The organism is Pseudomonas fluorescens HK44 (assembly GCF_000217955.3).
Taxonomy (GTDB): Bacteria; Pseudomonadota; Gammaproteobacteria; order Pseudomonadales; family Pseudomonadaceae; genus Aquipseudomonas; species Aquipseudomonas fluorescens_AQ.
Window position 1 is genome coordinate 82,042 of sequence record NZ_AFOY02000016.1, and the last position, 24,688, is coordinate 106,729.

At 60.1% G+C, this 24,688-nt stretch carries 24 protein-coding genes and 1 pseudogene; 12 read left to right on the forward strand and 13 right to left on the reverse strand.

Translation table 11 applies throughout. The features are described from left to right. Positions 1–4 precede the first annotated feature (4 nt). The 5 genes from HK44_RS20690 to HK44_RS20710 are packed head-to-tail and all read right to left on the reverse strand — an operon-like array spanning position 5 to position 6,287. Positions 5–802 (reverse strand): enoyl-CoA hydratase/isomerase family protein, encoded by a 798-nt coding sequence (locus HK44_RS20690; RefSeq protein WP_019692879.1) that lies wholly within the window; start codon positions 800–802, stop codon positions 5–7. Next, complete coding sequence (atuD, locus tag HK44_RS20695; protein ID WP_019692878.1) at positions 799–1,956, reverse strand: citronellyl-CoA dehydrogenase; 1,158 nt, start codon at positions 1,954–1,956, stop codon at positions 799–801. The genes HK44_RS20690 and atuD overlap by 4 nt, the downstream gene beginning before the upstream one ends. 38 nt (positions 1,957–1,994) lie before the next feature. Continuing rightward, on the reverse strand, positions 1,995–3,611 hold the full coding sequence (gene atuC, locus HK44_RS20700) for a geranyl-CoA carboxylase subunit beta (protein ID WP_019692877.1): 1,617 nt from the start codon (positions 3,609–3,611) through the stop codon (positions 1,995–1,997). Between the two features lie 3 nt (positions 3,612–3,614). After that, the gene (locus tag HK44_RS20705) at positions 3,615–4,484 is read right to left on the reverse strand and encodes an SDR family oxidoreductase (protein WP_019692876.1); all 870 of its coding nucleotides are present in this window, start codon (positions 4,482–4,484) and stop codon (positions 3,615–3,617) included. A gap of 12 nt (positions 4,485–4,496) precedes the next feature. Continuing rightward, complete coding sequence (locus HK44_RS20710; RefSeq protein ID WP_019692875.1) at positions 4,497–6,287, reverse strand: acyclic terpene utilization AtuA family protein; 1,791 nt, start codon at positions 6,285–6,287, stop codon at positions 4,497–4,499. A 180-nt stretch (positions 6,288–6,467) separates the two neighbouring features. Between HK44_RS20710 and HK44_RS20715 the strand changes: the two genes are divergently transcribed. From HK44_RS20715 to HK44_RS20730, 4 genes are all read left to right on the forward strand, one after another. Continuing rightward, positions 6,468–7,091, forward strand: a complete 624-nt coding sequence (locus HK44_RS20715) for a TetR/AcrR family transcriptional regulator (protein WP_019692874.1) — start codon at positions 6,468–6,470, stop codon at positions 7,089–7,091. Between the two features lie 105 nt (positions 7,092–7,196). Continuing rightward, on the forward strand, positions 7,197–7,991 hold the full coding sequence (locus HK44_RS20720; RefSeq protein ID WP_031319611.1) for a substrate-binding periplasmic protein: 795 nt from the start codon (positions 7,197–7,199) through the stop codon (positions 7,989–7,991). 158 nt (positions 7,992–8,149) lie between these two features. Continuing rightward, complete coding sequence (locus tag HK44_RS20725) at positions 8,150–8,287, forward strand: hypothetical protein (RefSeq protein ID WP_019692872.1); 138 nt, start codon at positions 8,150–8,152, stop codon at positions 8,285–8,287. A 196-nt stretch (positions 8,288–8,483) separates the two neighbouring features. Further along, a complete protein-coding gene (locus tag HK44_RS20730) occupies positions 8,484–9,296 on the forward strand; it encodes an alpha/beta fold hydrolase (protein WP_019692871.1) in 813 nt (270 codons plus the stop codon). A gap of 74 nt (positions 9,297–9,370) precedes the next feature. Here HK44_RS20730 and dsbG read toward each other — a convergent pair whose 3' ends face one another. From dsbG to dsbD, 3 genes are read right to left on the reverse strand one after another with little or no spacing between them, the layout of a single operon-like run. Further along, positions 9,371–10,138, reverse strand: a complete 768-nt coding sequence (gene dsbG / locus HK44_RS20735) for a thiol:disulfide interchange protein DsbG (RefSeq protein WP_019692870.1) — start codon at positions 10,136–10,138, stop codon at positions 9,371–9,373. After that, positions 10,114–10,980: a TlpA disulfide reductase family protein gene (locus HK44_RS20740; RefSeq protein WP_019692869.1), complete on the reverse strand. Its 867-nt coding sequence runs from the start codon at positions 10,978–10,980 to the stop codon at positions 10,114–10,116. Before HK44_RS20740 ends, dsbG begins: the two co-directional genes overlap by 25 nt. Next, positions 10,980–12,716, reverse strand: coding sequence for a protein-disulfide reductase DsbD (dsbD, locus tag HK44_RS20745; RefSeq protein ID WP_019692868.1), 1,737 nt, complete (start codon positions 12,714–12,716; stop codon positions 10,980–10,982). The genes HK44_RS20740 and dsbD overlap by 1 nt, the downstream gene beginning before the upstream one ends. 153 nt (positions 12,717–12,869) lie before the next feature. Between dsbD and HK44_RS20750 the strand changes: the two genes are divergently transcribed. The 3 genes from HK44_RS20750 (at position 12,870) to HK44_RS20760 (ending at position 15,586) form a co-directional block, all read left to right on the forward strand. Continuing rightward, positions 12,870–13,550, forward strand: a complete 681-nt coding sequence (locus HK44_RS20750) for a response regulator (RefSeq protein ID WP_019692867.1) — start codon at positions 12,870–12,872, stop codon at positions 13,548–13,550. Continuing rightward, on the forward strand, positions 13,547–14,872 hold the full coding sequence (locus HK44_RS20755) for an ATP-binding protein (RefSeq protein ID WP_033865572.1): 1,326 nt from the start codon (positions 13,547–13,549) through the stop codon (positions 14,870–14,872). Before HK44_RS20750 ends, HK44_RS20755 begins: the two co-directional genes overlap by 4 nt. A gap of 216 nt (positions 14,873–15,088) precedes the next feature. After that, entirely contained in the window at positions 15,089–15,586 is a 498-nt protein-coding gene (locus HK44_RS20760) for a GNAT family N-acetyltransferase (RefSeq protein WP_019692865.1), read from the forward strand. Positions 15,587–15,733: 147 nt separating this feature from the next. On the opposite strand, the gene HK44_RS20765 is transcribed toward HK44_RS20760, so the two are convergent. Beyond that, a complete protein-coding gene (locus HK44_RS20765; RefSeq protein ID WP_019692864.1) occupies positions 15,734–16,192 on the reverse strand; it encodes a VOC family protein in 459 nt (152 codons plus the stop codon). Between the two features lie 286 nt (positions 16,193–16,478). Here HK44_RS20765 and HK44_RS20770 point away from each other — a divergent pair, with 286 nt between their 5' ends. From HK44_RS20770 to HK44_RS20785, 4 genes are all read left to right on the forward strand, one after another. Next, positions 16,479–16,748: a hypothetical protein gene (locus HK44_RS20770; RefSeq protein ID WP_019692863.1), complete on the forward strand. Its 270-nt coding sequence runs from the start codon at positions 16,479–16,481 to the stop codon at positions 16,746–16,748. Between the two features lie 97 nt (positions 16,749–16,845). After that, positions 16,846–17,460, forward strand: coding sequence for a LysE family translocator (locus HK44_RS20775; RefSeq protein ID WP_019692862.1), 615 nt, complete (start codon positions 16,846–16,848; stop codon positions 17,458–17,460). Between the two features lie 195 nt (positions 17,461–17,655). Continuing rightward, entirely contained in the window at positions 17,656–18,825 is a 1,170-nt protein-coding gene (locus HK44_RS20780; protein WP_019692861.1) for an aminotransferase class V-fold PLP-dependent enzyme, read from the forward strand. 58 nt (positions 18,826–18,883) lie between these two features. Further along, positions 18,884–20,692 carry an aminopeptidase P family protein gene (locus HK44_RS20785; RefSeq protein WP_019692860.1) on the forward strand — a complete coding sequence of 603 codons (1,809 nt, stop codon included), beginning with the start codon at positions 18,884–18,886 and terminating at the stop codon, positions 20,690–20,692. A gap of 15 nt (positions 20,693–20,707) precedes the next feature. Here HK44_RS20785 and HK44_RS20790 read toward each other — a convergent pair whose 3' ends face one another. Next, positions 20,708–21,622 (reverse strand): LysR family transcriptional regulator, encoded by a 915-nt coding sequence (locus HK44_RS20790; protein WP_080690664.1) that lies wholly within the window; start codon positions 21,620–21,622, stop codon positions 20,708–20,710. A gap of 114 nt (positions 21,623–21,736) precedes the next feature. On the opposite strand from HK44_RS20790, the gene HK44_RS20795 reads away from it, so the two are divergent. Further along, positions 21,737–22,735, forward strand: a complete 999-nt coding sequence (locus HK44_RS20795) for a zinc-dependent alcohol dehydrogenase family protein (protein ID WP_019692858.1) — start codon at positions 21,737–21,739, stop codon at positions 22,733–22,735. Here HK44_RS20795 and HK44_RS20800 read toward each other — a convergent pair. The 3 genes and pseudogenes from HK44_RS20800 to rhtA all read right to left on the reverse strand — a co-directional run. Next, positions 22,732–22,888 (reverse strand): annotated as a pseudogene (locus HK44_RS20800) (DsbA family protein); the annotation flags it as partial. The gene HK44_RS20795 and the pseudogene HK44_RS20800 sit on opposite strands and share 4 nt — an antisense overlap. 21 nt (positions 22,889–22,909) lie before the next feature. Beyond that, positions 22,910–23,191: a hypothetical protein gene (locus HK44_RS20805; protein ID WP_019692857.1), complete on the reverse strand. Its 282-nt coding sequence runs from the start codon at positions 23,189–23,191 to the stop codon at positions 22,910–22,912. 167 nt (positions 23,192–23,358) lie between these two features. Beyond that, on the reverse strand, positions 23,359–24,246 hold the full coding sequence (rhtA, locus tag HK44_RS20810) for a threonine/homoserine exporter RhtA (RefSeq protein ID WP_019692856.1): 888 nt from the start codon (positions 24,244–24,246) through the stop codon (positions 23,359–23,361). Positions 24,247–24,688: the final 442 nt, after the last annotated feature.

Genomic DNA, 24,688 nt, shown 5'->3' on the forward strand with positions numbered 1-24,688 from the left:
GCTCCTACGGGGCCCAACCCGGTTTGCGTTTCTGTACGAAGGCCATCGTCCCTTCGACACCTTCCGCTCCGGTCACGGCTTCACCGAACCATTCGGCTGCCTGGTCGAGCAACGGTCCCAGCGGCTGTTCGGTGCTGGCCAGCAACAAGGCCTTGGTCGTGGCATTGGCGCCAGGCGCGCAGCACAGAACATGGGCGAGCACCGCATCCAGACGCTCGGCGAGGGCTTGCGCATCGTGTTCGACAAAATGCACCAGCCCCAGACGCCGCGCTTCATGCCCGTCAAACCGCGCGGCGGTCAGCGCCAGGCGTCGTGCCTGAGTCAGGCCGATACGCTGGACCACGAACGGTGCGATTTGCGCCGGCAGCAGGCCGAGGCTGGTTTCCGGCAAGCCGAACTGGGCATTGTGATCGGTCAGCGCAATGTCGCTGACACACACCAGACCGAAGCCGCCGCCGAGCACGGCACCCTGCAACACTGTGATCAGCACTTGCGGCGCGTGCTGGGCTTCTTCGAGCAGGGCGCCAAACGCACGGTTCAACTCACGGTAGGCCTGCTGACCTTGAGCGCGAGCGTTGGCCATGTCTTTCAAATCGCCGCCCGCAGAAAAATGCCCGCCGGCACCGCCGAGCACTATCGCGCGGATGTCCCGGTCATCGCGCACCGCCGCGAGTACTGCGCGCAATTCGGCGACCATCTGCAAGCTCATGGCATTGCGGCAGTCTGGCCGGTTCAAGGTGATGTGCAGAACGCCGTTGTGCAGTTCCAGCAGCAGGGTCTGGCAAATGGGCAAGGAGGTCATTTTTTCTTCCCGGGCAGAATGCCCATCAATTTGCAGATGATCCCCAGCATGATTTCGTCGGCACCGCCGCCGATCGACACCAGCCGCACATCGCGGTAAGCGCGCGCCACCGGGTTGTCCCACATATAGCCCATGCCGCCCCAGTATTGCAGGCAACTGTCGCTGACTTCCCGGCCCAGTCGCCCGGCCTTGAGTTTGGCCATGGACGCCAGGCGCGTGACGTCCTGGCCTTTGACGTATTGCTCGGTGGCCTGGTAGACCAGCGCCCGCAGGCATTCGATTTCGGTTGCAAGCTCGGCGAGGCGGAAGTGAATCACCTGGTTGTCGATCAGTGCCGTGCCGAAGGTCTTGCGCTCCTTGCAGTACTCGATGGTGCTGTCGATGCAGTACTCCAGACCCTTGATCATGTTCGCCGCACCGAACAGGCGTTCTTCCTGAAACTGCAGCATTTGCATCATGAAGCCGGCGCCTTCGTGGCCGATGCGGTTGCGTTGCGGCACGCGCACGTTGTCGAAAAATACTTGGGCGGTTTCCGAACTGCGCATGCCGAGCTTGTCCAGAGGCGAACTGAGGCTGATGCCGGGGCTGTTCATCGGCACCATGATCAACGATTTGTTGATGTGCGCCTTGTCGTCCGAGGTGTTGGCCAGCAGGCAGATAAAGTCGGCGCTTGGCGAATTGGTGATCCACATTTTGCTGCCGTTGATCACGTAGTCGTCACCGTCCTTGCGCGCGGTGGTTTTCAGCCCGGCGACGTCAGAGCCGGCACCAATTTCCGAGACACCGATGCAGCCGACCTGTTCACCGGTGATCGCCGGGCGGAGGAATTCTTCACGCAGCTCATCGGAGCCGAAGCGGGCGAGGGCCGGGGTACACATGTCGGTCTGCACGCCAATCGACATCGGAATCCCGCCGCAATGAATGGTCCCGAACTCTTCAGCAGCGACAATCGAATAGCTGTAGTCCAGGCCCATGCCACCGAATTTTTCCGGTTTGGAAATCCCCAGCAGACCGAGCGCACCGGCCTTGCGGAAAATCTCGTGGATCGGAAAACGTCCGGCCTTTTCCCATTCATTGACGTACGGGTTGATTTCGCGGTCGACAAAATTGCGTACGGTACGGCGTAGTTCTTCGTGTTCCTGGGTGAAGATCATTTTTATTGTTCTCCCTAAACCTGGTGGTGATCAGAGCCTCAAAAACGTGCGATACCAAAACTGTTCGGTTGCAGCTGACGACCCTCGGCCTCATGGCAGATATCCAGCAGATAGCCGAGCAAGGTGCGCGTATCTCGTGGATCAATCAGCCCGTCGTCCCACAGGTTGGCGCTGCCGTACAGTGCGGTGGACTGGCTGTCGAGTTTTTGCGCGGTGACCTGTTCCAGTGTGTCGAGCATCTTCGGGTCCGGGGCCAAACCGTCCTTGGCCTGCCTGGCTTCGGTGACAATACGCAACACCTTGCCGGCCTGGGCGCCGCCCATCACGGCGGTGCGGCTGTTGGGCCAGGCGAAGATGAAACGCGGGTCGAGCCCACGGCCGCACATCGCATAGTTGCCGGCACCGTAAGAGCCGCCGACCACGATGGTCAGTTTCGGCACCCGCGCGTTGGCCACGGCCTGAATCATCTTCGCGCCGTGTTTGATCACCCCTTGCTGTTCCGACTCGGTGCCGACCATGAAACCGGTGGTGTTATGGAAAAACAGCAGCGGTGTCCGGCTCTGATCGCAGAGCTGGATGAACTGCGCGGCCTTGCTGGCACCTTGCGGGGTGATCGGACCGTTGTTGCCGATGAAACCGCAGGGCCGCCCCTGGATCTTCAAATGGCCGCACACCGTTTGCTGATCGAACTCGCCCTTGAACTCGAGAAAGCGCGAGCCATCAGCAATGCGCGCAATGATCTCACTCACGTCGTAGGGCTTTTTCGGATCGTCGGGAATCAGCCCCAGCAGTTCGTCGATGGGGTAGCGCGGCTCGTCCCAGTGTTCGGCGATGCGCTGCGGTAACTGCGTATTCCACGGCAACAGGCTGACGATTTCGCGTACCAGGCGCACACCGTCGGTATCGTTTTCGGCCAGGTATTCGGCAGTGCCGGCGATTTGCGCGTGCATCTCGGCGCCGCCGAGTGCTTCATCGGTGGCGACTTCGCCGGTAGCGGCCTTGAGCAGCGGGGGGCCGGCGAGAAACAGTTTGGCCTTGCCGCGCACCACCACCACGTAGTCCGAGAGCCCTGGCTGATACGCGCCGCCAGCGGTGGCCGAACCGTGCACCACGGTGATTTGCGGCAAGCCCATGGCCGACATCCGTGCCTGATTGGCGAAACTGCGCGCGCCCTCGACGAAAATCTCTGCAGCGTAATTGAGGTTGGCACCGCCGCTCTCGGCGAGGGTGATCACCGGCAGTTTGTTTTCCATGGCGATCTGTTGCAGGCGCAGGGACTTCTTCAGGCCGCTGGGGGAAATGGTGCCGCCCTTGATCGCGCTGTTGTTGGCGACCACCAGCACCCGCACACCGGACACATAACCAATCCCGGCGATCAACCCGCCACCGGCCTGGCTGCCGTCCTTGTCGTCGTGCAGTTTGTAGCCGGCCAGGCTCGCCAGCTCAAGAAACGGCGCGCCAGGATCGAGCAGCAGGTTCAGCCGTTCGCGAGGCAGGAGTTGCCCGCGCTTGTCGAATTTCGGCTTGGCGTCGGCAGCCTTGCTCAACAGGTTGCGTTCCAACTGGTGGAACTGCTCGATGCTGCTCAACATCGCCTCGCGGTTCTGCGCAAACTGCCGGCTGTGGATGTCGAGTTGTGACTCAATCTGCGGCATGGGTCAGTCCTCGCCCTTGAGCACGTCGGGTAAGCCCGCGCGGTGAAAGCCATTGAACGACGCACTGTGCTGCGCCTTATGCAGTGGCCAGGCGCGACTGCCGAGGCTCGCCGCACCGTCGATCCGCAGCGTGCTGCCACTGATGAAGGCCGCCGCCGGGCTCAGCAGGAAAACGATCGCCGCGCTGACTTCCGATTCGGTGCCAATGCGTTTGAGCGGCACGTGTTCGCGCAAGGTCGGGATCAGCGCCTTGAACGCCCCTTCGTAGGTGTCCATGCCGCTGGAGGCAATCCAGCCGGGCGCCACCGCGTTGACCCGGACCCCGGCGTAACCCCATTCGACCGCGGCGGTCTTGGTGAGGTTGTCCATGCCCGAACGCGCCGCGCCCGAGTGGCCCATGCCGGGCATGCCGCCCCACATGTCGGCGAGCATGTTGACGATGCTGCCACCGTGTTGGCTCATCGACTGATTGAACACCTCGCGGGCCATCAGGAACCCGCCCACCAGATTGGTCCGCAGCACGGTTTCGAAACCTTTCTGATTGATCGAGGCCAGGGGCGCCGGGTACTGGCCACCAGCATTATTGACCAGACCGTGAATCGGCCCGTGGTCCTTGATCAGTTGCCCGACCAGTTGCGTGACTGCTTCTTCATCGCGAATGTCGCAGGCCTGCCAACTCGCCTTACCGCCGTCCGCGATGATTTCCGCCGCGACTTTCTTTAGTTTTTCGGACTTACGTCCGACCAACAGCACGTGCGCGCCAAGGGCCGCCAGTTCGTGAGCGGTGCAACGGCCGATGCCACTGCCGCCGCCGGTAACAATAATCGTCTGGCCGGCAAACAGATCGGGTTTGAATATCGAATCAAAGGCCACGGCAACCGTCCTCTAGTTGACTTGATCAGCGATGCCTTGCGGCACCGGGATCTGGATTTCCAGTAGCTGCTGGGCGAACGCCTTGCCTTGCGGGTCGATCCGCAGGCTGGCCACGCCACCGCCACCGAGGGCGTTTTCCAGTAGAAAATTCAGGCTGTGAGTGCCCGGCAAGTACCAGCGCTCGACACGCCCGTGGATCGGGTCAAGCACGTGACTCATCCAGTCGACGACCACTGCAGGCGTCAGCGCTTCGGCGATCCATGGCAGGTATTCGGGGGCGCGGGCCATGACGCCGATGTTGCTGTGATTGCCCTTGTCACCGGAGCGCGCCACCGCGAGTTTCACCAGTGCCACACTGGCGTCGGCTCGAGCGTGGGGTTTGGGCGGATCAAGGGGCAGCGGCAGGTCAGCAACGTCGAGATGATCGAGGGCGGGCAGGGCGCAGGGATGTCGCTGGCCTTGCAGGTCGACTTCCAATACGCAGGTGTTTTTGTCGATCAGGAACGAAAACAGGCGGATCAACGGGTACACGGTCGGTCGGCCTCCGACGATTCCGGTCAACCCTGGTGCCATGCCGGTGGCGGCTTGGGCGATCTCGCGGGAAAACAGGATCAGCGCCTGCTTGTCCGGATGCCGCACGGCCAGTTTGATCACTACTTCGCGGCTGTCCTGACGTTGGCCATGCGGACCATAAGTCGCTTCGCTGCCGAGCAGCTCAATGTTCACTTCGCTGTAGGGCGCCCAGCCGCGTTGGCTGAGCATTTCCGAGGTCCTGGCGATGATCGCCTGGCTCACCCGACGTGCCTTGGCCACCGCGTCGATCCCGGCGATCAGGCAACTGGCGGTGCAGCGAAAACCGTCCGGCCAGGTCGCACAGACCTTGTATTGACGGGGCGGTGGCAAGCCTTTGGCGCCGTGAACGTGCACGGCGTTGTTGCCGTGTGGCTGGAGTTTGACCAGGCTGAAATCGCAGACCACATCGGGCAGCAGATAGGCGCGAGGGTTGCCGATTTCGTACAGCAGTTGCTCGCCGACGCTCAGCGGGGTGACCAAACCGCCGGTACCTTCAGGTTTGCTGACGATGAACTGGCCGTCGGCGCTGACCTCGACGATGGGAAAACCGATGTGCTCGTAGTCCGGCACCTCTTGCCAATCGGTGAAGTTGCCGCCGGTGCACTGTGCGCCGCATTCGATGATGTGCCCGGCCAGCGCGGCCTGGGCCAGTTTGTCGTAGTCCTGCCACGACCAGTCGAACTCATGCACCAATGCCGCACTGACCACCGCGCTGTCGACCACTCTGCCGGTGATGACGATGTCCGCACCCAGGCGCAGCGCCTCGACGATGCCGGGGGCGCCGAGGTAGGCGTTGGTCGACACGCACATCGGCGGTAGGGGCTCGCCGCTGAACATTTCCTTTACGTCGCAGCCAGCCAGTTGCTTGAACTGCGGTTGCAGGTCATCACCGAGCAGCACCGCGATCTTCAGTGGCACACCGGCTTTATCGCATGCCGCTTGCAGCGCTGCTGCGCAGGCGAGTGGATTGATCCCGCCGGCGTTGCTGATCACGCGGATGTTCTTTTCCAGGAGTTTCTTGAGGAGCGGGCTGAGGACCTCGACGAAGTCGGTCGCGTAACCGGCCTGGGGGTCTTTCATCCGTGCGCTGGCCAGCAACGACAGGGTGATTTCTGCCAGATAGTCGAACACCAGATAGTCCAGCTGGGCACCTTCAACCAACTGCGCGGCGGCGGTCGAGGTATCGCCCCAGAAGGCACTGGCGCAGCCGATACGAACGGTTTTGTTCATTGCTAGCCTCCGACAGAAGTGGTTCGAGACTACCAAGCAAGCGCTTGGTTTGTAAATGCTGGTTACATCTTCTTCCCAAGCGCTTGCTTGGTCGCCCCTGTCAGCTTAAATTGCCCGCGCAAACCCATTGCATTCGTGGTGTGATCGCACAATTGATTGAGCGACTGTAGGAGAGAACGGGTGGACGAGCAAAAAGCCCTGCTGGTAATGCGCGAGTTGGTCGACAAGGGGCAACTGACCGATCCCGACAGCGCTCGCGGCAAACTGCTGCAAATGGCCGCTCACCTGTTTCGCAACAAGGGGTACGAGCGCACCACGGTGCGTGATCTGGCCAGTGCGGTCGGGATTCAGTCGGGAAGCATTTTTCATCACTTCAAAAGCAAGGATGAAATCCTGCGGGCGGTGATGGAGGAAACCATTCGCTACAACACCGCATTGATGCGCGCCTCCCTGGCGCAAGCGACCAACGTGCGCGAGCGGGTGCTGGCGCTGATCCGCTGTGAGTTGCAGTCGATCATGGGCGGCAGTGGCGAAGCGATGGCGGTGCTGGTCTACGAATGGCGTTCGCTTTCGCAAGAAGGTCAGGCTCAGGTGTTGGCGCTGCGCGATATCTATGAGCAGATCTGGCTGCAAGTGCTGGGTGAGGCGAAAGACGCCGGTTTTATTCGTGGAGACGTGTTCATCACCCGACGTTTTCTAACCGGCGCGCTGTCCTGGACCACCACCTGGTTTCGGGCGGACGGCAGCATGAGCCTCGATCAATTGGCCGACGAAGCCTTGATTCTGGTGCTGGAGGAAAAGTGACCGTTTCGCTAAAAATTATTAAATAGCCATCACCAAGTTGTCTAAGTGGATAAAACCGCCTAGCTTGGTTGTAGTCGATATTTTTTTAGAGGTGGGTTTACTTTGATGTCCTCGCCCGTTCGGAAGGCTTTACGGATTTCACTGATGACGCTGGGTGCGCTGTTCGTACTGCCGGCTTCGGCTGCACAAGTGGTGCAGGTGGGCGCCGCGCATTTTCCGCCGTATACCGTTCGACCGGAGAATGGCGACGATACCGGGCTGCTACCGCAGTTGGTCGAGGCGCTGAACCACTCTCAAACCGACTATGAGTTCAAGCTCGTGCCGACCTCTTTGCAGCGCCGATTCGGTGATTTCCAGGACGGTCGGGTCGACATGGCGATCTTCGAGAACCCGGAGTGGGGCTGGAAGGATATCCCGCACAGCACCGTCGACATGGGCCTGGAAGATGCAGAAATCTTTGTCGCACAGAGCAAACCGGACCGTCAGCAGGGCTACTTCTCCGATTTGAAAGGTAAGCGTCTGGCGTTGTACAAGGATTACCACTACGAATTCGCCGGGTTCAATGCCGATCCGCAATATCTCAAGGACACTTACAACGCGACGCTCACGACTTCCCACGACAGCAATATTTTAATGATCCTTCGCAATCGCGCGGACATCGCACTGGTCACACGTTCGTACCTCTACGATTACCTGCTGCGCAATGAAAAGGTCAGGGCGCAGTTGCTGGTATCCCAGCGCATCGATCAGGTTTATCACCATTACGCACTGCTACGTCCGCAAGCGCCGATCAGCGCAGACACCTTCGGCAAGTTGCTGCAAGGTTTGCGGGACAACGGGCAGATGCTGAAGATTTTCGATCCGTACAAGATTGCCATCGTGCCGGTGCCCAAAAGCTGAAGTCAGGCCAGCAGTCGCCGATTTCATTCCACGCCTGAATTTCCTCCCCCGGCTCACGTCACCTCGTTGAACTTCGACGATTACCGTGAGCCCGACCCAAGTCCAATCTGAATGATCTGATTGCCCTGGCGCTGAAGCATAACGAGGCGATCATAGCCATGAAGGATCGCCTGAAGGCCAACGGCAAAGCCCCCAAGCAGATCATCTGTGCAGCAATGCGCAAGCTGCTGCATTTCGTTTTCGGAGTGCTCAAGCCGGGTCAGCCCTTTGACCCGAAACTTGCGCTTGCTCGGTGAGGTTCAAGACGGTATCTACACGATGTACGTTCGAGGAGCTGGCGCAGGCCGCGATCTTTTACTGATGCCGGGGCTGGAGGGGGTGTAGTTCTCGAGCGTCAGTCCAGTCATCGCACATAGCGCATTGACCGAAGAAACCGACCGGCTCAGGCTGGCTGCGCATTTTTTGATGGGCCCGATAGAAAGGAGACAGTTGATGCCCTTCGCTACAATTGATGGACAAGCGCTTCACTACGTTGACCAAGGCACTGGCCCCGCGGTGCTGTTGGCCGGCAGTTACTTGTGGGACCAGGCCATGTGGGCGCCGCAGATTGCGGCGTTGTCGCAACACTATCGGGTGATTGCCCTGGACCTGTGGGGGCACGGAGAGTCCGGGCCGTTGCCTGCGGGCATGACTTCGCTGGATGATCAGGCGCGGCAGGTACTGGCGCTGCTGGATCATCTGGATATTGATCGCATCAGCCTGGTCGGCCTTTCGGTCGGCGGTATGTGGGGCGTGCGTCTGGCGCTGTCGGCCCCGCAGCGCCTCAACGGCCTGGTGCTGATGGACACCTATGTCGGTGTCGAGCCCGAGCCGACTCGCCAGTACTATTTCTCGTTGTTCAAGCAGATCGAGGACAGCGGTGTCATCTCGCCGCAGTTACTGGATATCGTGGTGCCGATTTTCTTCCGCCCAGGCATTGACCCACAGTCGGCGCTTTATCAGGATTTCCGCACCAAGCTGGCCGCGCTGCCGCCTGAGCGTTTGCGTGAAAGCATTGTGCCGATGGGGTGCATTACGTTTGGTCGTGATGATCTGTTGCCGCGTCTGCGCGAGCTTAATCCTGAAACCACGCTGCTGATGTGCGGTGTTCAGGACAAACCGAGGCCACCGTCGGAAACCAGGGAAATGGCCGAGTTGATCGGTTGTCCTTATCTGTTGGTGCCGGAGGCAGGGCACATTTCGAACCTGGAGAATCCTGAATTCGTTACCGAGGCGCTGCTGAAGTTTTTGGCTGAGAGAACTTAGTCGATCATCCGGACGCCATCGCGAGCAAGCTCGCGATGGCGTCAGTGAATACAGCAGAAATCTGACGGCAAAAACTACTTCGGCCCGAGAATCTTCACCAGTTTGTCCGGCGACGGCGCGCCTTGCTGTTGTTGCAATTCACCTTTGTCGTCCATGTAGAAAATGGCCGGGGTGGCGGACAATTCGAGCTCTTCCATCAATTTCATGTTGGCGTCGAGTTTGGCCTGGATCGCGGCGGGAATGGTTGTCAGCGCTTTCAGCGAGCTTTGTTTGCCGGCCTTTTCGTGTTCCTCCAGGGCCTTGCTCGGGTCCTTGCTGGCCAACAGGGCAGCGGATTTGCCAGGGCTGTCTTCGCGGATGATCCCGACCATGATGTGCCGCAACTGTACTTTGCCGGCCTTTACCCACGGCCGGGCCTGCTCCCAGAACATGTTGCAGTAAGGGCAGTTCGGGTCGCTGAACAGGTAAACGGTGCGCGGTGCATCCTTGCTGCCGTCGGCAATCCAGTTGCTGGCGTTCATCTTCGCCCAGACTTCCTTGGCCATTGGTGCGTAGACCAGTTTTTGCAGCGGTTCGGCACTCAGGTCCTTGCCGTCGGCGTCGTACAGGTTACCAACCAGCACATGCTGGCCGTCGGGCGTCAGGTACAGGGTCATGCCGCGGTTCTGATACTGCGCCGCATAACCACGCAGACCATCGGGGGCATCGAAACTGCCGATGATTTTCGCGCCTTTCGCTTCGATCTTGCGGATCGCCGCAGGCAGTTCTTCGGCCTGCAGCATCGGGATTTGCAGCAGCGCTGCGCCCAGGGATAGCGTCAGCAGGTGGCAGAGGCGGGGCATGGCAGTTTCCTTGAAGGTGTGGCCTGTATGGCTGAAGTTGGGGAGTCGAAGTTTTCCAGGGCGCGGGCCAGGCTGGCTTCCGATAATTCACCCAGGTGGCTGCCGAGCATTCGGCCTTCGGCGCTGTAGAACAGCGTAGTCGGTAGCGCCATGGAGCCGACGGCCTGACTCAGTCGACCGCCGCCATCGAACAGCACGTTGGAAAGGCTCAGGCCTTGGGTTGCGAGGAAGGTGCTGACGCTTTGCATGCTTTCGGCTTGATTGACGAACAGAAAGGTCAGGTCGGGCCGATGTTGCTGGGCGTTCTCCAGCACCGGCATTTCGCGCCGGCAGGGCGGGCACCAGGTGGCCCACAAGTTGATCACCAAGGGGCCGCCCTGATAATCGGCCAGTTGCACGGTTTCGCCAGCGGCGTTGCGCAAGACGATGTCCGGCAGACGCGTGCCTTGTTCGTAAAGGCTCAGGGACAAACTCGCCAGCAACCAGAACAACAGACCGCTGCCGACGCCGAAGCCTAACGATTTGCGCAGCGCCGGTCGGCGCCAGCCCCGCAGCAGCGTTGCCAGCAGCAGGGCAATCACCCCGGGCCAGGCGAGGAAACCGCCATCGCGCAGGTCGATGATCTGCCACGGGTCCTCGCGGTAGTGAGCCCAGTAGGCGAGTACGAAACCGATCCGAGCAGCAAGCAAACCCAGCAGGAACAGGCTGAACAGCACCGACTCGGGGTTCTCGCCACCGCGCTTGGCCACCCGCCAGCCGACCAGGGTGGCCAGTGCCAGGGCACTGATCAGCAGCAGGTGGTTGAGCGCAATGGCAAAGGTGCCGAGGGTAAAGGTCAGCATCAACGAGCGTCCCGAGTCATGTTCCAGCGTTGGAGGAAACCGGCGGCATCGACCTCACCGGTGATGCGCTGGCTGCGGTGCTCGATGCCGTCGGTGCCGATCCACAACAGGCTTGGCGGCCCCGGCACTTTATAACGGTCGAGCAGTTCACGGCTGGCGGCATTGTCGGCGGTCACGTCCAGACGCAGCAAGCGCACATCTTTCAGCGCGTCCACTACCTGGGTTTTACCGAACACCTGTTTCTCCATGATCTTGCACGACACGCACCAGTCGGCGTAATAGTCCAGCAGCACCCACTGGCCTTGGGCACGAGCAGCGTCGAGTTCGCGTTGCAGCGCAGCGGGATCCTTGACGGTGATGAAGGCGTCGTCGGCCGCGGGGCCGGCGACGCGGGTCGACGCCTGAGCACTGTAAACCTGCAACGGATTGAACAGGTTATCGCTGCCACCCGCAGCACCGATCAACAGCAGGCTGCCCCACAACCCGCAAAGCAGCGCCGTGCCACCGAACACATGGGCGGCGCGGCCGAATCCGCCGGTCTGGCGCCAGGCGCTGTAAGCGATGATCAACAACAGCGCGCCCCACAGGCCGATCCACAGTGATTCATCAAGCACCGGGCGCACCATCACCAGCGCGGTGCCAAGGAACAGGAAACCGAAAATACCTTTGAGCAGGTTCATCCAGGTGCCGGGTTTGGGCAGGAAACGGTTGCCGACCGTCACCAGCAACAACAGCGGCAAACCGATGCCGATGCCCATGGCGAACAGGATCAGCCCACCGTGCAGTGCGTTGCCGCTCTGAGCGATGTACAGCAAGGCCCCGGCCAGCGGCGCAGTCATGCACGGGCCGACCAGCAATCCGGACAAGGCGCCGAGCACACCGGCACCGATCAGGCTGCCGCCGCCTTGCTTGCGACTGGCGTTTTCCAGACGGTCACGCAGCGCGACTGGCAGTTGCAGTTCGAAAAAACCGAACATTGGCAACGACAACAACACAAACACCACGGCGAAACTGCCGAGCAACCAGACGTTCTGCAGCAAGGCCTGCAAGTTCGCACCGAGCAATGCGGCCAGCACGCCCAGCGCCGAGTACACCAGCGCCATGCTGACCACGTAACTGCCGGCCAAAGCCAAACCACGCTTGGGACTGGCGCCGCTGCCGACGATCAAGCCGGCGAGAATCGGCAGCATCGGCAACGAGCAGGGTGCGAAAGCCAGCAACAGTCCCAGACCAAAGAACACCAGCAAACTCCAGCCCAGCGCCTGCTGTTGCAGGCCGCTGGCCAAGGCTTGATCCGGGGCTTGCGCGGCATTGATCGCCGCCGTGTTGCCACCGAGGTCGATCACCTGAGTTTGCGGGGGATAACACAAACCGGCATCGGCGCAGCCCTGGAACCCCACTTTGATCTGGCCACTGGCGCCGGCCGGGATCTTCAACTCCAGGCCCTGGCGATAAACCTGCTGATCACCAAAAAACTCGTCGCTGTGGGCTTCACCCACAGGCAGCGGCGGTTTATCCGCCTCGGGCAAACCGTCGAACTTCATCCGTTGCTGATACAGGTAGTAGCCGTCGGCGATTTGCCAGAAGAGCTGGGTTTCGCCGGACTCAAGGCGTTCGGAGGTAAAAACAAAGGCTTTGCCGACCGGCAGGAAATCCGGTTTGGTGTCGAACGGGTTCGACGCCGCCTGGGCCAGACCTGCGATGAAAAGAACAAAGAGTAGGAACAGACGACGCATGGGTAAGCCTTATCGCGGTGCAAGTAGGGTGCACGATGATGGGTGGCGATTAACCGATGATTAACCGCGTTATCCTTGTGGCAATGAGGCGTCGGGCATAATGTCCGCTTAATCCGGTGCCTTCTTAATCAATGCTTTTCTACAGGTCTCACCATGCACGTACTTGTCTGTGAAGATGATGAGCTGATCGCCAGCGGCATCGTTGCCGGTCTCACGGCCCAGGGCCTGACGGTGGAGCACGTTGCCACGGCCTCGGCCGCCCGGGCGATGCTCAAAGTTGCCGAGTTCGACGTGATGGTGCTCGACCTGGGTTTGCCGGACGAAGATGGTCTGAAGCTGCTTCAGCAGTTGCGCCATCACGGCCTGGAGATTCCGGTGCTGATTCTCACTGCACGCGACTCGGTGACCGACCGCGTCGATGGCCTGCAATCCGGCGCCGACGACTACCTGCTCAAGCCCTTTGACCTGCGCGAACTGGCCGCACGGCTGCACACCTTGTTGCGCCGGGTGGCGGGGCGTAGCGTCAATCTGATCGAGCATGGCGCCCTGACTTACGACCCCAGCAGCCGGGAAACCCTGCTGGCCGGTCAGCCGGTGGACTTGTCGCGCCGCGAGCAATCGCTGTTGCAGGCTTTGCTGCACAACCGTGGCCGGGTGCTGTCGACCGAGCAACTCAAGGACAGCGTCTACGGCTTCAACGATGAACTGGAAAGCAACGCCCTCAACGTTCATATCCATCACCTGCGGCGCAAACTTGGCAATGGCATCGTCGAAACCGTGCGCGGGCTGGGTTATCGCCTCGGGCCGGCGGATGGCGGAGAACACTCGAAGTGATGAGTTTGCGTTTGCGCTTGAGTCTGACCCTCGGCGCGGCCTTCGCGCTGATCTGGGCCCTGGCCGCGGCCTGGATGCTCAGCGACCTGCGCAATCAGATGATGTTTTCCCTCGACCAGCGGCTGGTGGCCTCGGCGCGCATGGTCGCCGGGTTGCTGGAGCAGTTGCCGGCCCTGCCGAGCAAGGGCGAAGGCACCCATTTCAGTGCCGAGCAATTGAATATTCCGGGGGGGATGGCTTGCCAGGTCAGCTCCTTGCGGGGCGAGATTCTTGCCCGCAGTCACAGCACTCCCGAGCAAACCCTGGAAGCCGAAAAGATGGGCTTCCATGACCAGATGATCAACGGTGCGCGCTGGCGCAGTTTCACCCTGGCTCGCGGTGATGTACGCATCACCACGGCTGACCGGCAAGTCGAGCGCGAGGCGCTGAACATGTCGGTGCTGCTGGCCGCGTCGGTGCCGGTGGGCGTCGCGTTGCTTGGTTGTCTGTGCCTGCTCTGGCTGGGGATCGGCCAAGGCCTGGCGCCGCTTAATCGCATGCGCGATGCCTTGATGCGCCGCAGTGCGGACTCCCTTGAACCGTTGCAGATCCAGCCGCTGCCGAGCGAACTGCAACCGTTGCTGGAAACCCAGAATCAGCTGCTCCAGCGAATCGGCAAGGCCATCGAGCGCGAGCGACGGCTGACTGGCGACGCGGCCCATGAGCTGCGCAGTCCGCTGACAGCGATCAAGACACACCTGCAAGTGGCGCGTATGACCGAAGGCGCCGCCCGCGATCAGTCCCTGGCCCACGCCGAGGAAGGCGCCGATCGCTTGCACCGCACGCTTGAGCAACTGCTGTTGCTGGCGCGGGTTGAAGGCAGTCTGTCGTTCGACGACGGCGTGCAGTGCAGCGCCGAAGAGGTGGCCCGGTTGGCGATTCAGGACGCGGCCAGCGGTGATCGTCAGCGGATCAAACTGCACTTGCCGACGAATTACTCACAGGCACCGGTGCAAATGCCCGCCGTACTGTCGATTGCCGCCTTGCGCAATCTGTTGGACAACGCCTTGCGCCACACCCCGACGGATGCAGCGGTGGAACTGAGCCTTGAAACCACGGGTAACCGCGTGCGTTTTAAGGTGCGCGACCATGGCCCCGGCATCGCCGCCGATGACCTGCAACACCTGACCCAGCGATTCTGGCGCAACGGCTCAAGCACCGGTTGCGGACTTGGGCTCGCGATTGTCCAGGCGATCGTCCAGCGCTGCGGCTGCGTGTTGCATTTCGACAGCCGTGCCGACGGCTTGCGGGTTGAACTGACGATGCCGTTGCAGTCAGCCTGACAAACACCACAGAACCCCTTGTGGGAGCGAGCCTGCTCGCGATGGCGGCGGCACATCCAGCATCGATGTGACTGACAGACCGCTATCGCGAGCAGGCTCGCTCCCACATGAGTTCGATGTCGCACATCAAATGTAACTTCTCTGCGTTAGCCACCCGGCCCTCGCGGCGCTATCGTCCCTCGCAGCTTTGACTCAATGGAATGAGGTGATAGCGCTATGGATGCCCCCCTACACATTTGCAAGGCCGGCCCCGCGGATGCGGGGATTATCAGCCGGATAATCGAGCGTTCAATCAAGGTCGGGTGCGCTGCGGATCATCGCAATGACCCGAAAGTCGTCGCGGCCTGGACCCACAACAAAACCGTTGAACATGTGCAGCCCTGGCTGGCAGATCCACGTCTGTACCTGAATCTCGCGCTGCTGGACGACAAACCGATTGGTGTGGCCATGGCCGCTGTCAGCGGTAAGGTCGCCTTTTGTTACGTTCTGCCCGAATGGTTTCGCCGGGGTGCCGGGCAGGCGTTGATCCAGGGCCTGGAAGGCTGGCTGCTCGAGCAGGGCTTCACTCAGACACGACTGAACAGCACCCGTACCGGCGAGGAGTTTTTCCAGCACCTTGGCTTTCGGCAATGTGCACAAACCTTCAGCATCGCCGGGCTTACGGCGATCCCTATGGAGAAATCGCTGACACTGCCCTCGTGGAAAGACGTCTAACGGTGTAAATCCTTGCGGCTCTGATGTGTTCCCAGAACAGGAAAACCCGTAAGTGCGCGCCTGAAACGGAGTGCGCACGTACGGGTGTGCAGTTTTGGTCACTATCATCAGAGCGCAGCCTTCGGCAGCTCAGACAGAGGCAAGGGGTTACTGCTGCTTGAACATTTCCTTCGCCCGCGCTTCGATTTGCGCCTGAGTCAGGTTTTCCTTGCGCGACGACAGGAACCACACATGGCCGAAGGGGTCCTTCAAGGTGCCCGAGCGGTCGCCGTAGAACTGATCTTTCACTTCCGAAACCACCGTGCCACCCGCCTTGATTGCCTGGGCGTAGCTTTTGTCCACATCCTCGACATACAGATGCAAGCCCACGGACGGTGATTTGTCGGGGTTGCTTAGCGGGCCTTGATCGCACGGTGTACCGAGCATGATGGCGCAGTCGCCAATGCGCAGTTCGGCATGGCCGACGCTGCCATCGGGCATCGCCAGACGCATGACTTCCGTGGCGCCAAAGGCTTTTTTGTAAAAGTCGATCGCCTCGGCTGATTTCTGGATTCCCAAGTAGGGCGTGACGCTGTGATAACCCTCGGGAATGGGTTTAACGCTCATGACCGTTCTCCATATTCTTGTGGGTGGATGTTGCAAATCCTTCGCCGATTTCCGGTCGATTCACTATAGGTCAGCCCCATCAAGGCAACCGAGTGGCCGACGGGTTGCAGCATCGCCACTGTTGCGCCATCAATCATGAACCGGCGGTTTGTTTCGATGGCCGTTCAAAACGGCAACAAGCCACGCATCGATCAATAGCGACTATCGAGAGCGATGATTTTTGTCGCTCAAGGGGCGGGAGTAGCCTGTGTCCATTGCTCAAGACCAGCTCGCAGGAAGCCTCCCCATGAACCATTTGCTCGCCACCTCATTGTTGTTGGTTGCCTCGGTGCTCGCCGGTTGTGCCAGTCATCCTGCCCCCGAATTGCGCCCGTACACCGCCGAAGAAACCCGAGAGCTGGCGATGGAAGCCTTGAATCGTCGCGGTTTGTCGTTTGATGAATACCAGGCCAAAAAAGCCGAATTGCTTGGCCAGCCGCAGAAGACGTTCGGTTACGACCAGCGTGGCGAGATGAACGCCGAGCGCGCTGTGGCGATTCACGGCCACGCCAGCTAAGCGACTGTACTGCTCGAAGTTTCACGTAACTGTCCGTGGGTTTCACGCGGGGGCTGCGATAGGGTCAATACCTAACGACCCTGATGGAATCGCCCCCATGACACTCTCGCTGGATTTACTGCTGGGTTTTGCCCTGTTCGCCCTGGTAACTTCGATCACCCCCGGTCCGAACAACACAATGTTGCTGGCCTCGGGCGTCAATTTCGGTTTCAACCGCTCTATCCCACACATGCTCGGCATCACCTGCGGCTTCTTCATCCTTGTGCTCGCCGTCGGTTTTGGCTTGGGCGCGGTGTTTCAAACCTATCCTGTGCTGTACAGCGTGCTGCGTTATGTCGGCGCGGGCTATTTGCTGTATCTGGCGTGGAAAATCGCCCATTCAGGTCCGGTCTCCGAAGCTGAACAAGGTCATGCCAAGCCCATCAGTTACTGGGGCGCGGCAGCGTTTCAATGGGTCAACCCGAAGGCCTGGATCATGGCAATTGGTGCCATCAGCACCTATACACCGCTGCAGGGCTATTTCACCAATGTGATCGTCATCGCCGCGGTGTTCGCCATCATCAACCTGCCGAGCGTCAGTGTCTGGGTGGCCTGCGGCAGCCTGTTGCGCAATGTCCTGCGTGATCGGCGCTGGTTGCGGGTGTTCAACTGGGGCATGGCCCTGCTGCTGGTCGCTTCGCTGTATCCGATGCTGCACGAAAGCTTCAGCTGACTTGCGCTTCAACCCGGTGTCCGATGCCTGTTAAGCTCGACTTCAGGAGCGTTCCTACGCACTTTGAAATGAAGTCGTACTTCTTTAACGGCATCCGATCAGGTATTGCTGATTTCCCGCAGCTTTTACACCACCTCCAGTGCGGCGCTTTCAGCGGATACACCTGATCCCGGAACAAGCTCTGCGAGTCTTTTTATGAATGAACGTCCTTTGTATTTTGATTACGCCGCCACCACCCCGGTGGATGAGCGGGTCATTCAGGTGATGGTCGACTGCCTGGGGTTCAGCGGTAACTTCGGCAATCCGGCCTCCAGCTCCCACGCCTATGGCCAGCAGGCCAGGCGCTCGGTCGAGCAGGCACGCCAGCAAGTCGCCGATCTGGTGGGCGCGCAAGCGCAGCAGATCGTCTGGACGTCCGGCGCCACCGAATCCAACAACCTCGCCCTCAAAGGCGTGGCCCAGGCCCGCGGCCAGTCCGGCGGGCACATCATCACCAGCCAGATCGAGCACAAGGCGATCCTCGATACCGCCAGGCAATTGCAGGATGCCGGGGTCGCCGTGACGTATCTGCTGCCGGACGCCGAAGGCCTGATCACTGCGCAAGCGGTCAGCGAGGCACTGCGCGAAGACACCTTTCTGGTGTCGCTGATGCTGGTCAACAACGAACTCGGTACCGTCAACGACATCCCGGCCATCGGTCAGCGGGTGCGTGAGCACGGCGCGTTGTTTCACGTCGACGCCGCACAGGGTGCAGGCAAGGTAGCGATTGATCTGGCCCAATGGCCGGTGGACCTGATGTCGTTTTCCGCACACAAGATCTACGGTCCCAAGGGGATCGGTGCGCTCTACGTCGGCCCGCGTGCCCAGCAGCGCTTGCAGGCGCAGATCCATGGCGGCGGGCACGAAGGCGGTTTACGCTCCGGGACCCTGGCCACGCATCAGATCGCAGCCATGGGCGCAGCCTTTGCGCTGGCGGCAGAACACTTTGCCGAAGAGGCGGCGACTATTGCCCGCTTGCGCGAGCGCTTGCTTGGGCAACTCAGCGGTATTACCGGTCTACGCTTGAACGGCAGTCCGACCCAACGCATTCCCCATACCCTGAGCCTGACCTTCAATGAGGGTGAGTTCAATTCCCAGGCCTTGAGTGCTTCGATCGCCTTTTCGGCGACGTCGGCCTGCAACTCCGCGAGCAATGCGCCTTCCCATGTACTGCTGGCCCTGGGGCATGACGCGCGGGCAGCGGGGCGGACCATTCGCTTGAGTCTCGGGCGTTTCACCACCGAGCAGGACGTCGATCAGGCCGCACAATTGATTAAAGCAGCAACCGCCAGTGCACCGGCGTTCTGGGCTACCGCCCAATCCTGATGCGCAGACCAAAAGTCAGCGCCCTATAACAAAATTAAAGTGGTTAGCAGGAGACATGATGAGTACGCAGCCTTTGACCCATGGAACGGTTCCCCAGCGCCTGGCGCATACCCGCGAGCTGATGAGCCGGGAGGGCATCCACGCCCTGCTGGTGCCGTCGGCCGACCCGCATTTGTCGGAGTACCTGCCGGGTTACTGGCAGGGGCGGCAATGGTTGTCGGGCTTTCATGGCTCGGTCGGTACGTTGATCGTTACCCAGGACTTCGCTGGCGTTTGGGCCGACAGTCGCTACTGGGAACAGGCGACCAAGGAGCTCCAGGGCAGCGGCATCGAGTTGGTAAAACTGCAACCAGGTCAACCCGGCCCGCTGGACTGGCTGGCCGAGCAAACTCCGGAAGGGGGTGTGGTTGCGGTCGATGGTGCGGTGATGGCCGTGGCGTCGGCACGCTCACTGAGCAGCAAGCTTGAGGAGCGGGGCGCTCGGCTGCGCACCGATATCGATCTGTTGAACGAAGTCTGGAGCGATCGCCCAAGCCTGCCGAACCAACCGATCTATCAGCACTTGCCGCCGCAGGCCACCGTCAGCCGTGGCGAGAAACTCGCCAAACTGCGTGAAAGCCTGAAAGCGCGCGGTGCCGATTGGCACTTTATCGCCACCCTCGACGACATCGCCTGGCTGTTCAACCTGCGCGGCGGTGATGTGTCGTTCAACCCGGTATTCGTGTCCTTCGCCCTGATCGGTCAGCAGCAGGCAACCTTGTTTGTCGCGCTGAGCAAGGTCGATGCGCCATTGCGCGCGATCCTCGAACAGGACGGCGTCACCCTGCGCGACTACAGCGAAGTGGCCTCGGCGCTGGCTGCCGTGCCAAATGGCGCAAGCCTGCAAGTCGATCCAGCACGGGTGACTAGCGGTTTGCTGAATAACCTCGGCAGCGGCGTGAAGCTGATTGAAGGTCTGAACCCGACCACCCTCGCCAAGTCGCAGAAAAGTCTCGCCGATGCCGAACACATCCGTCAGGCCATGGAACAGGACGGCGCGGCGCTCTGCGAGTTTTTCACCTGGCTCGACAGCGCCCTCGGTCGTGAACGCATCACCGAACTGACCATCGACGAACACCTGACCGCTGCCCGTACCCGTCGTCCGGGGTATGTATCGCTGAGTTTCAACACCATTGCCGCCTTCAACGCCAACGGTGCGATGCCGCACTACCACGCGACCGAAGAAGAACACGCGGTGATCGAAGGCGACGGCCTGTTGCTGATCGACTCCGGTGGCCAGTACCTGGGCGGCACCACCGACATTACGCGGATGGTGCCGGTGGGCACGCCGACTGCCGAGCAGAAACGCGACTGTACGCGCGTACTCAAGGGCGTGATTGCCTTGTCCCGTGCGCAGTTCCCGCGCGGCATTCTTTCGCCGTTGCTCGACGCCATTGCGCGTGCGCCGATCTGGGCGGAGGGCGTCGATTATGGTCACGGCACCGGGCATGGCGTCGGCTACTTCCTGAACGTTCACGAAGGCCCGCAAGTGATTGCCTACCAAGCCGCACCGGCGCCGCAAACCGCGATGCAGCCGGGGATGATCACCTCGATCGAGCCGGGCACTTATCGTTCAGGTCGCTGGGGCGTGCGGATCGAGAACCTGGTGTTGAACCGCGAAGCAGGCAGCAGTGAGTTTGGCGAGTTTCTCAAATTTGAAACCCTGACCTTGTGCCCGATCGACACCCGTTGCCTGGAGTCTTCACTGCTGACTCAGGACGAGCGCGAGTGGCTTAACGCTTACCACGCGCAAGTTCGTGAACGTTTGAGCCCTTTGCTTGACGGTGCTGCGCTCGCGTGGCTGAACACCCGAACTGCCGCAATCTGAGTCGGTGGTGCGCCGTCAGTCTTCGGACGGCGGCGCAAGCTCCGGCGCGTGGGCGAGTGCTGCGCTCATGTAGTCTACGAATGCCTTGACCCTGGCCGACTGGCGACGATTGGCCGGGGACACTGCATGGATCGGCAACGGTTGTGCGCGGTAATCCTGCAAGATCGCGGTCACCCGCCCAGCCTTCAAATCCTCGCTGAACAACCACACCGGCGACAGCGCAATACCCAGCCCGCCCAACACCATCTCGCGTATGGCCTCCGAACTGTTGCTCTGGGCGTTGCCTTTGATCCGCACGCTGTGGCGCTGAGCGTTTTTTTCGTAGATCCACTGATTCTGGCTGCTCAGCAGGTTGAACAGCAGGCAGTTATGCTGGCTCAGTTCTTCCGGTGTGTGTGGTCGGCCACGGCGAGCCAGGTAGTCGGGGCTGGCGACAGTGACTCGATGGGTGGTGCCGATCTGCCGGGCGATCAAACCGCTATCGCTCAATTCGCCGATGCGTAACGTGACGTCCAGGCCTTCGCTGACCAGATCCTGATTCTGATCGCTGAGTTGTAAATCTATTTCTACGTGTGGATAGCGCTCAAGGAAATCCGGCAGTCGCGCGGCAATCTGTAATCGCCCGAAACTGACGGAGGAGCCCACTCGCAAAGGCCCGGCGACGGCTTCCCGTCCGGACTGAAAACTGTGTTCGGCCGCGTCGACCGCCGCAAGAATCTGTCGGCATTCGTTGTAGTAACGCTGGCCTTCGTCGGTCAGCGAAAGCTGGCGAGTACTGCGGGCAATCAGCTTGCCTCCAAGCTCTGTTTCCAGTGCCCGGAGGATTTTGCTGATGGTCGGTTGGCTGGTCTGCAGTTCCCGAGCGACAGCAGAGAAACTGCCGCGCTCGACTACTCTTACGAAAACCGCCATTGCATTGAGTTTGTCCAAGGGTTTTCACATTGATTCCAAATAGGCATGATCACTATAGCTATATAGCGTCTTATCGGCATGAGTGGGTGGGCGGATGATCAACGCAACTCTCCACTGACATGAGATTGCGAAATGACTGACTCACTTGAAATGCTTGCCCTGATCGTCGACTCGGCCAATGCACCGCTTCGTTTAGCGTCTATCCCTAAGCCCGTGCCTGAAGCGGGACAGGTGTTGGTCAGAATCATCGCCAGTGGGGTGAATCCATTGGATGGGAAAATCCGCGCCGGGGAGGCAGCTCACGCCCGTCAGCCATTACCGGCAGTGTTGGGGATGGATCTGGCGGGGATTGTCGAAGCACTCGGGGCCGGGGTCAGCGATTGGCAGGTCGGCGATGAGGTGTATGGCATGGCGACCGGGATTGGCGGTCAGCAAGGCTCACTGGCGCAATTCGCCGCCGTTGATACGCGACTACTGGCGCGCAAACCGATCAATCTTAGTATGACTGAGGCGGCAGCGCTGCCATTGGTATTGATCACCGCATGGGAAGGCTTGCTGGATCGCGCCCGGGTTCAGACTGACCACAAGGTATTGATTCAGGGTGGCGCTGGTGGCGTCGGGCATGTGGCGGTGCAGTTGGCTCGGGCATTCGGTGCCGAGGTCTTCGCCACAGGGTCGGCGAGGCATCAGGCGATTATCGAAAGCCTCGGTGCAACCTTTATCGACTACCGTCAGCAGTCGGTTGAACAGTATGTCGAGCAACATACGGCGGGGGAGGGTTTCGATATCGTTTATGACACGGTTGGAGGCGAGACGCTGGATGCGTCGTTCAAGGCTGTGCGCACTTATCAGGGGCACGTGTTGAGTTGTCTCGGCTGGGGGCAACACAGTCTGGCGCCATTGTCGTTTCGGGCGGCGAGTTACTCGGGAGTCTTCACATTGCTGCCTTTGCTGACCGGCAGAGGTCGCGAGCGTCACGGGCAGATACTCGGCGAAGCCGCGAAGTTGATTGAAGCAGGCTTATTGAAGCCTTTGCTTGATCCCCGGCGGTTCACGCTGCAAACCGCCGAGGCAGCCTATGACCTGCAAGCCTCGGGTGAGGCGCAGGGCCGACTGGTTATCGAGATCTAGTCCAAGGCCTCGCGGACAAAGTCCAGGCGATCCTGACCGAAGAACAATTCGTTATCGACAAACATGCTCGGCGCACCGAACACACCCCCGCTGGATCGCCTGCTCGGTTTTGTCCTTGAGTGCGGCTTTGACTTCCTCATCGGCGGTCAAGGCGCTGAATAAGGGCGCGCCTGGTTACTTGCAGATGACGATCATGCTGCGGCTGGTATAGCCGGCAGGGTTGAGTCCAAACGGATAGTCACCCGGGTCTTCCACGGCGTCTCCGGATTTGGCGATCACCTTGTAGCCATTTGGCCCGCATGAGTTGGCCGCACTGGTGTAGCACTTGTCCCAGGAAGAAGAGAGGCCTGAGCAGTTAATGTGCAGGCCTTTTTTTCCGCGTTTGACCTCAGTCCTGGAGGTCGCAGCGCAACCTGCAATGGCCAGTACAACAAGCAATACCAAAAATCGTTTCATTCCAATCCCTATTACGGTCTCGGGTCTGGTGCCCGAGTCTGGCAGCATGTGCTTTCGTTTTTATCGTTAGTGATATCCCTATCCGAAAAAGTCCATGTCTGACATTGAGTTGTGGCTAAACATGGCTCAATTGAGCGGTAAATACCAGACCTTCGTAAAAGCGCGTATCAATCTACTGCTACCAACGGCTTGGACTCACTGCGCATGGTCATGGTCGCGCCTACGGACGCCAGAATGATGCAAGTGATGGCCATCCACTGTGCCAGGGACAAGTATTCGTGCAGAAACAGCAGCCCGGACAATGCGCCGAATGCGGGCTCGATGCTCATCAGTGTGCCGAAGGTTCGCGCCGGCATTCGGGTGAGGGCGATCATCTCAAGGGTATACGGAAGGGCAGTGGACAGAACGGCGACGCCGATAGCGATGGGGATCAGCGACGGTGCAAGCAACGCGGCTCCGGCATGGACGATACCAATAGGCGCAACGAAGAGTGCGGCAATCATGACGCCCAGCGCGGCGGTCTGGACGCCGTTATCTGCTCCGGCTTTCTGACCGAATAGAATGTACAGCGCCCAACATACCCCGGCGCCGAGAGCATAACCGGCGCCTATTAGGTCGATGCTCGTGTTTGTTGCGTCTGTAGGTATAAGCAGCAACAAACCGACGATGGCCAGACCGATCCACAGAAAGTCGATCGCCTTGCGTGAGGCATAAATTGCCACTGCTAGCGGGCCCGTGAACTCCAGAGCAACGGCAATTCCGAGTGGGACAGTCCTGAGGGACATATAGAAGAGGAAGTTCATGCCGCCCAGCGCCATGCCGTAGACGATGACGGTGCGTAAGGACTTGGCAGTGAGCCTGGCCTTCCAGGGGCGCAGTAGCAGCAACATGATCACGCTGGCGAAAACCAGTCGCAGGGTGGTCGTCCCTTGTGCCCCGACTATAGGGAACATGCTTTTTGCCAGGGAGGCTCCAGACTGGATCGACGCCATGGCTATTAAAAGCAGGCCAACCGGGAACAGAGTCGATGCAAGGCTGCGGGGCTGGTCATTCATTGCGTGGTGTCGTCCAAAGTGAGAGGCAAGAGAGTGTACGGCTGGCATATCAAGCTTAGCTACTAGATGCTGAGCAATATACTGCGCACTCTATGTTGGCGCTTCTATATATAGGGCGTAACGAGTACCGTTTTTCGATTTCTGATAGAAAAAACAAATTAGGTGTTGACGGCAGATTCTGGAAGTCTATAATTCGCCCCACTTCCGGCGCAGTCGAAACGGAAAACTCCTTGGTAAACAAAGAGTTACGCAGTTTTCGACAGCGGTTACGCTTCAGTTCATCGAGGCCCGAAGGAGTTGAAAGAGCGGTGTTGTTTGGCTCTTTTAACGGTTCGATCGTCTCGGTCGAAAGCGGAGAAAAAGAGGTGTTGACAGCAGCGAGTAACGCTGTAGAATTCGCCTCCCGCTAACGAGAGATCGGAAGCGCAAGTGGTTGAAGTTG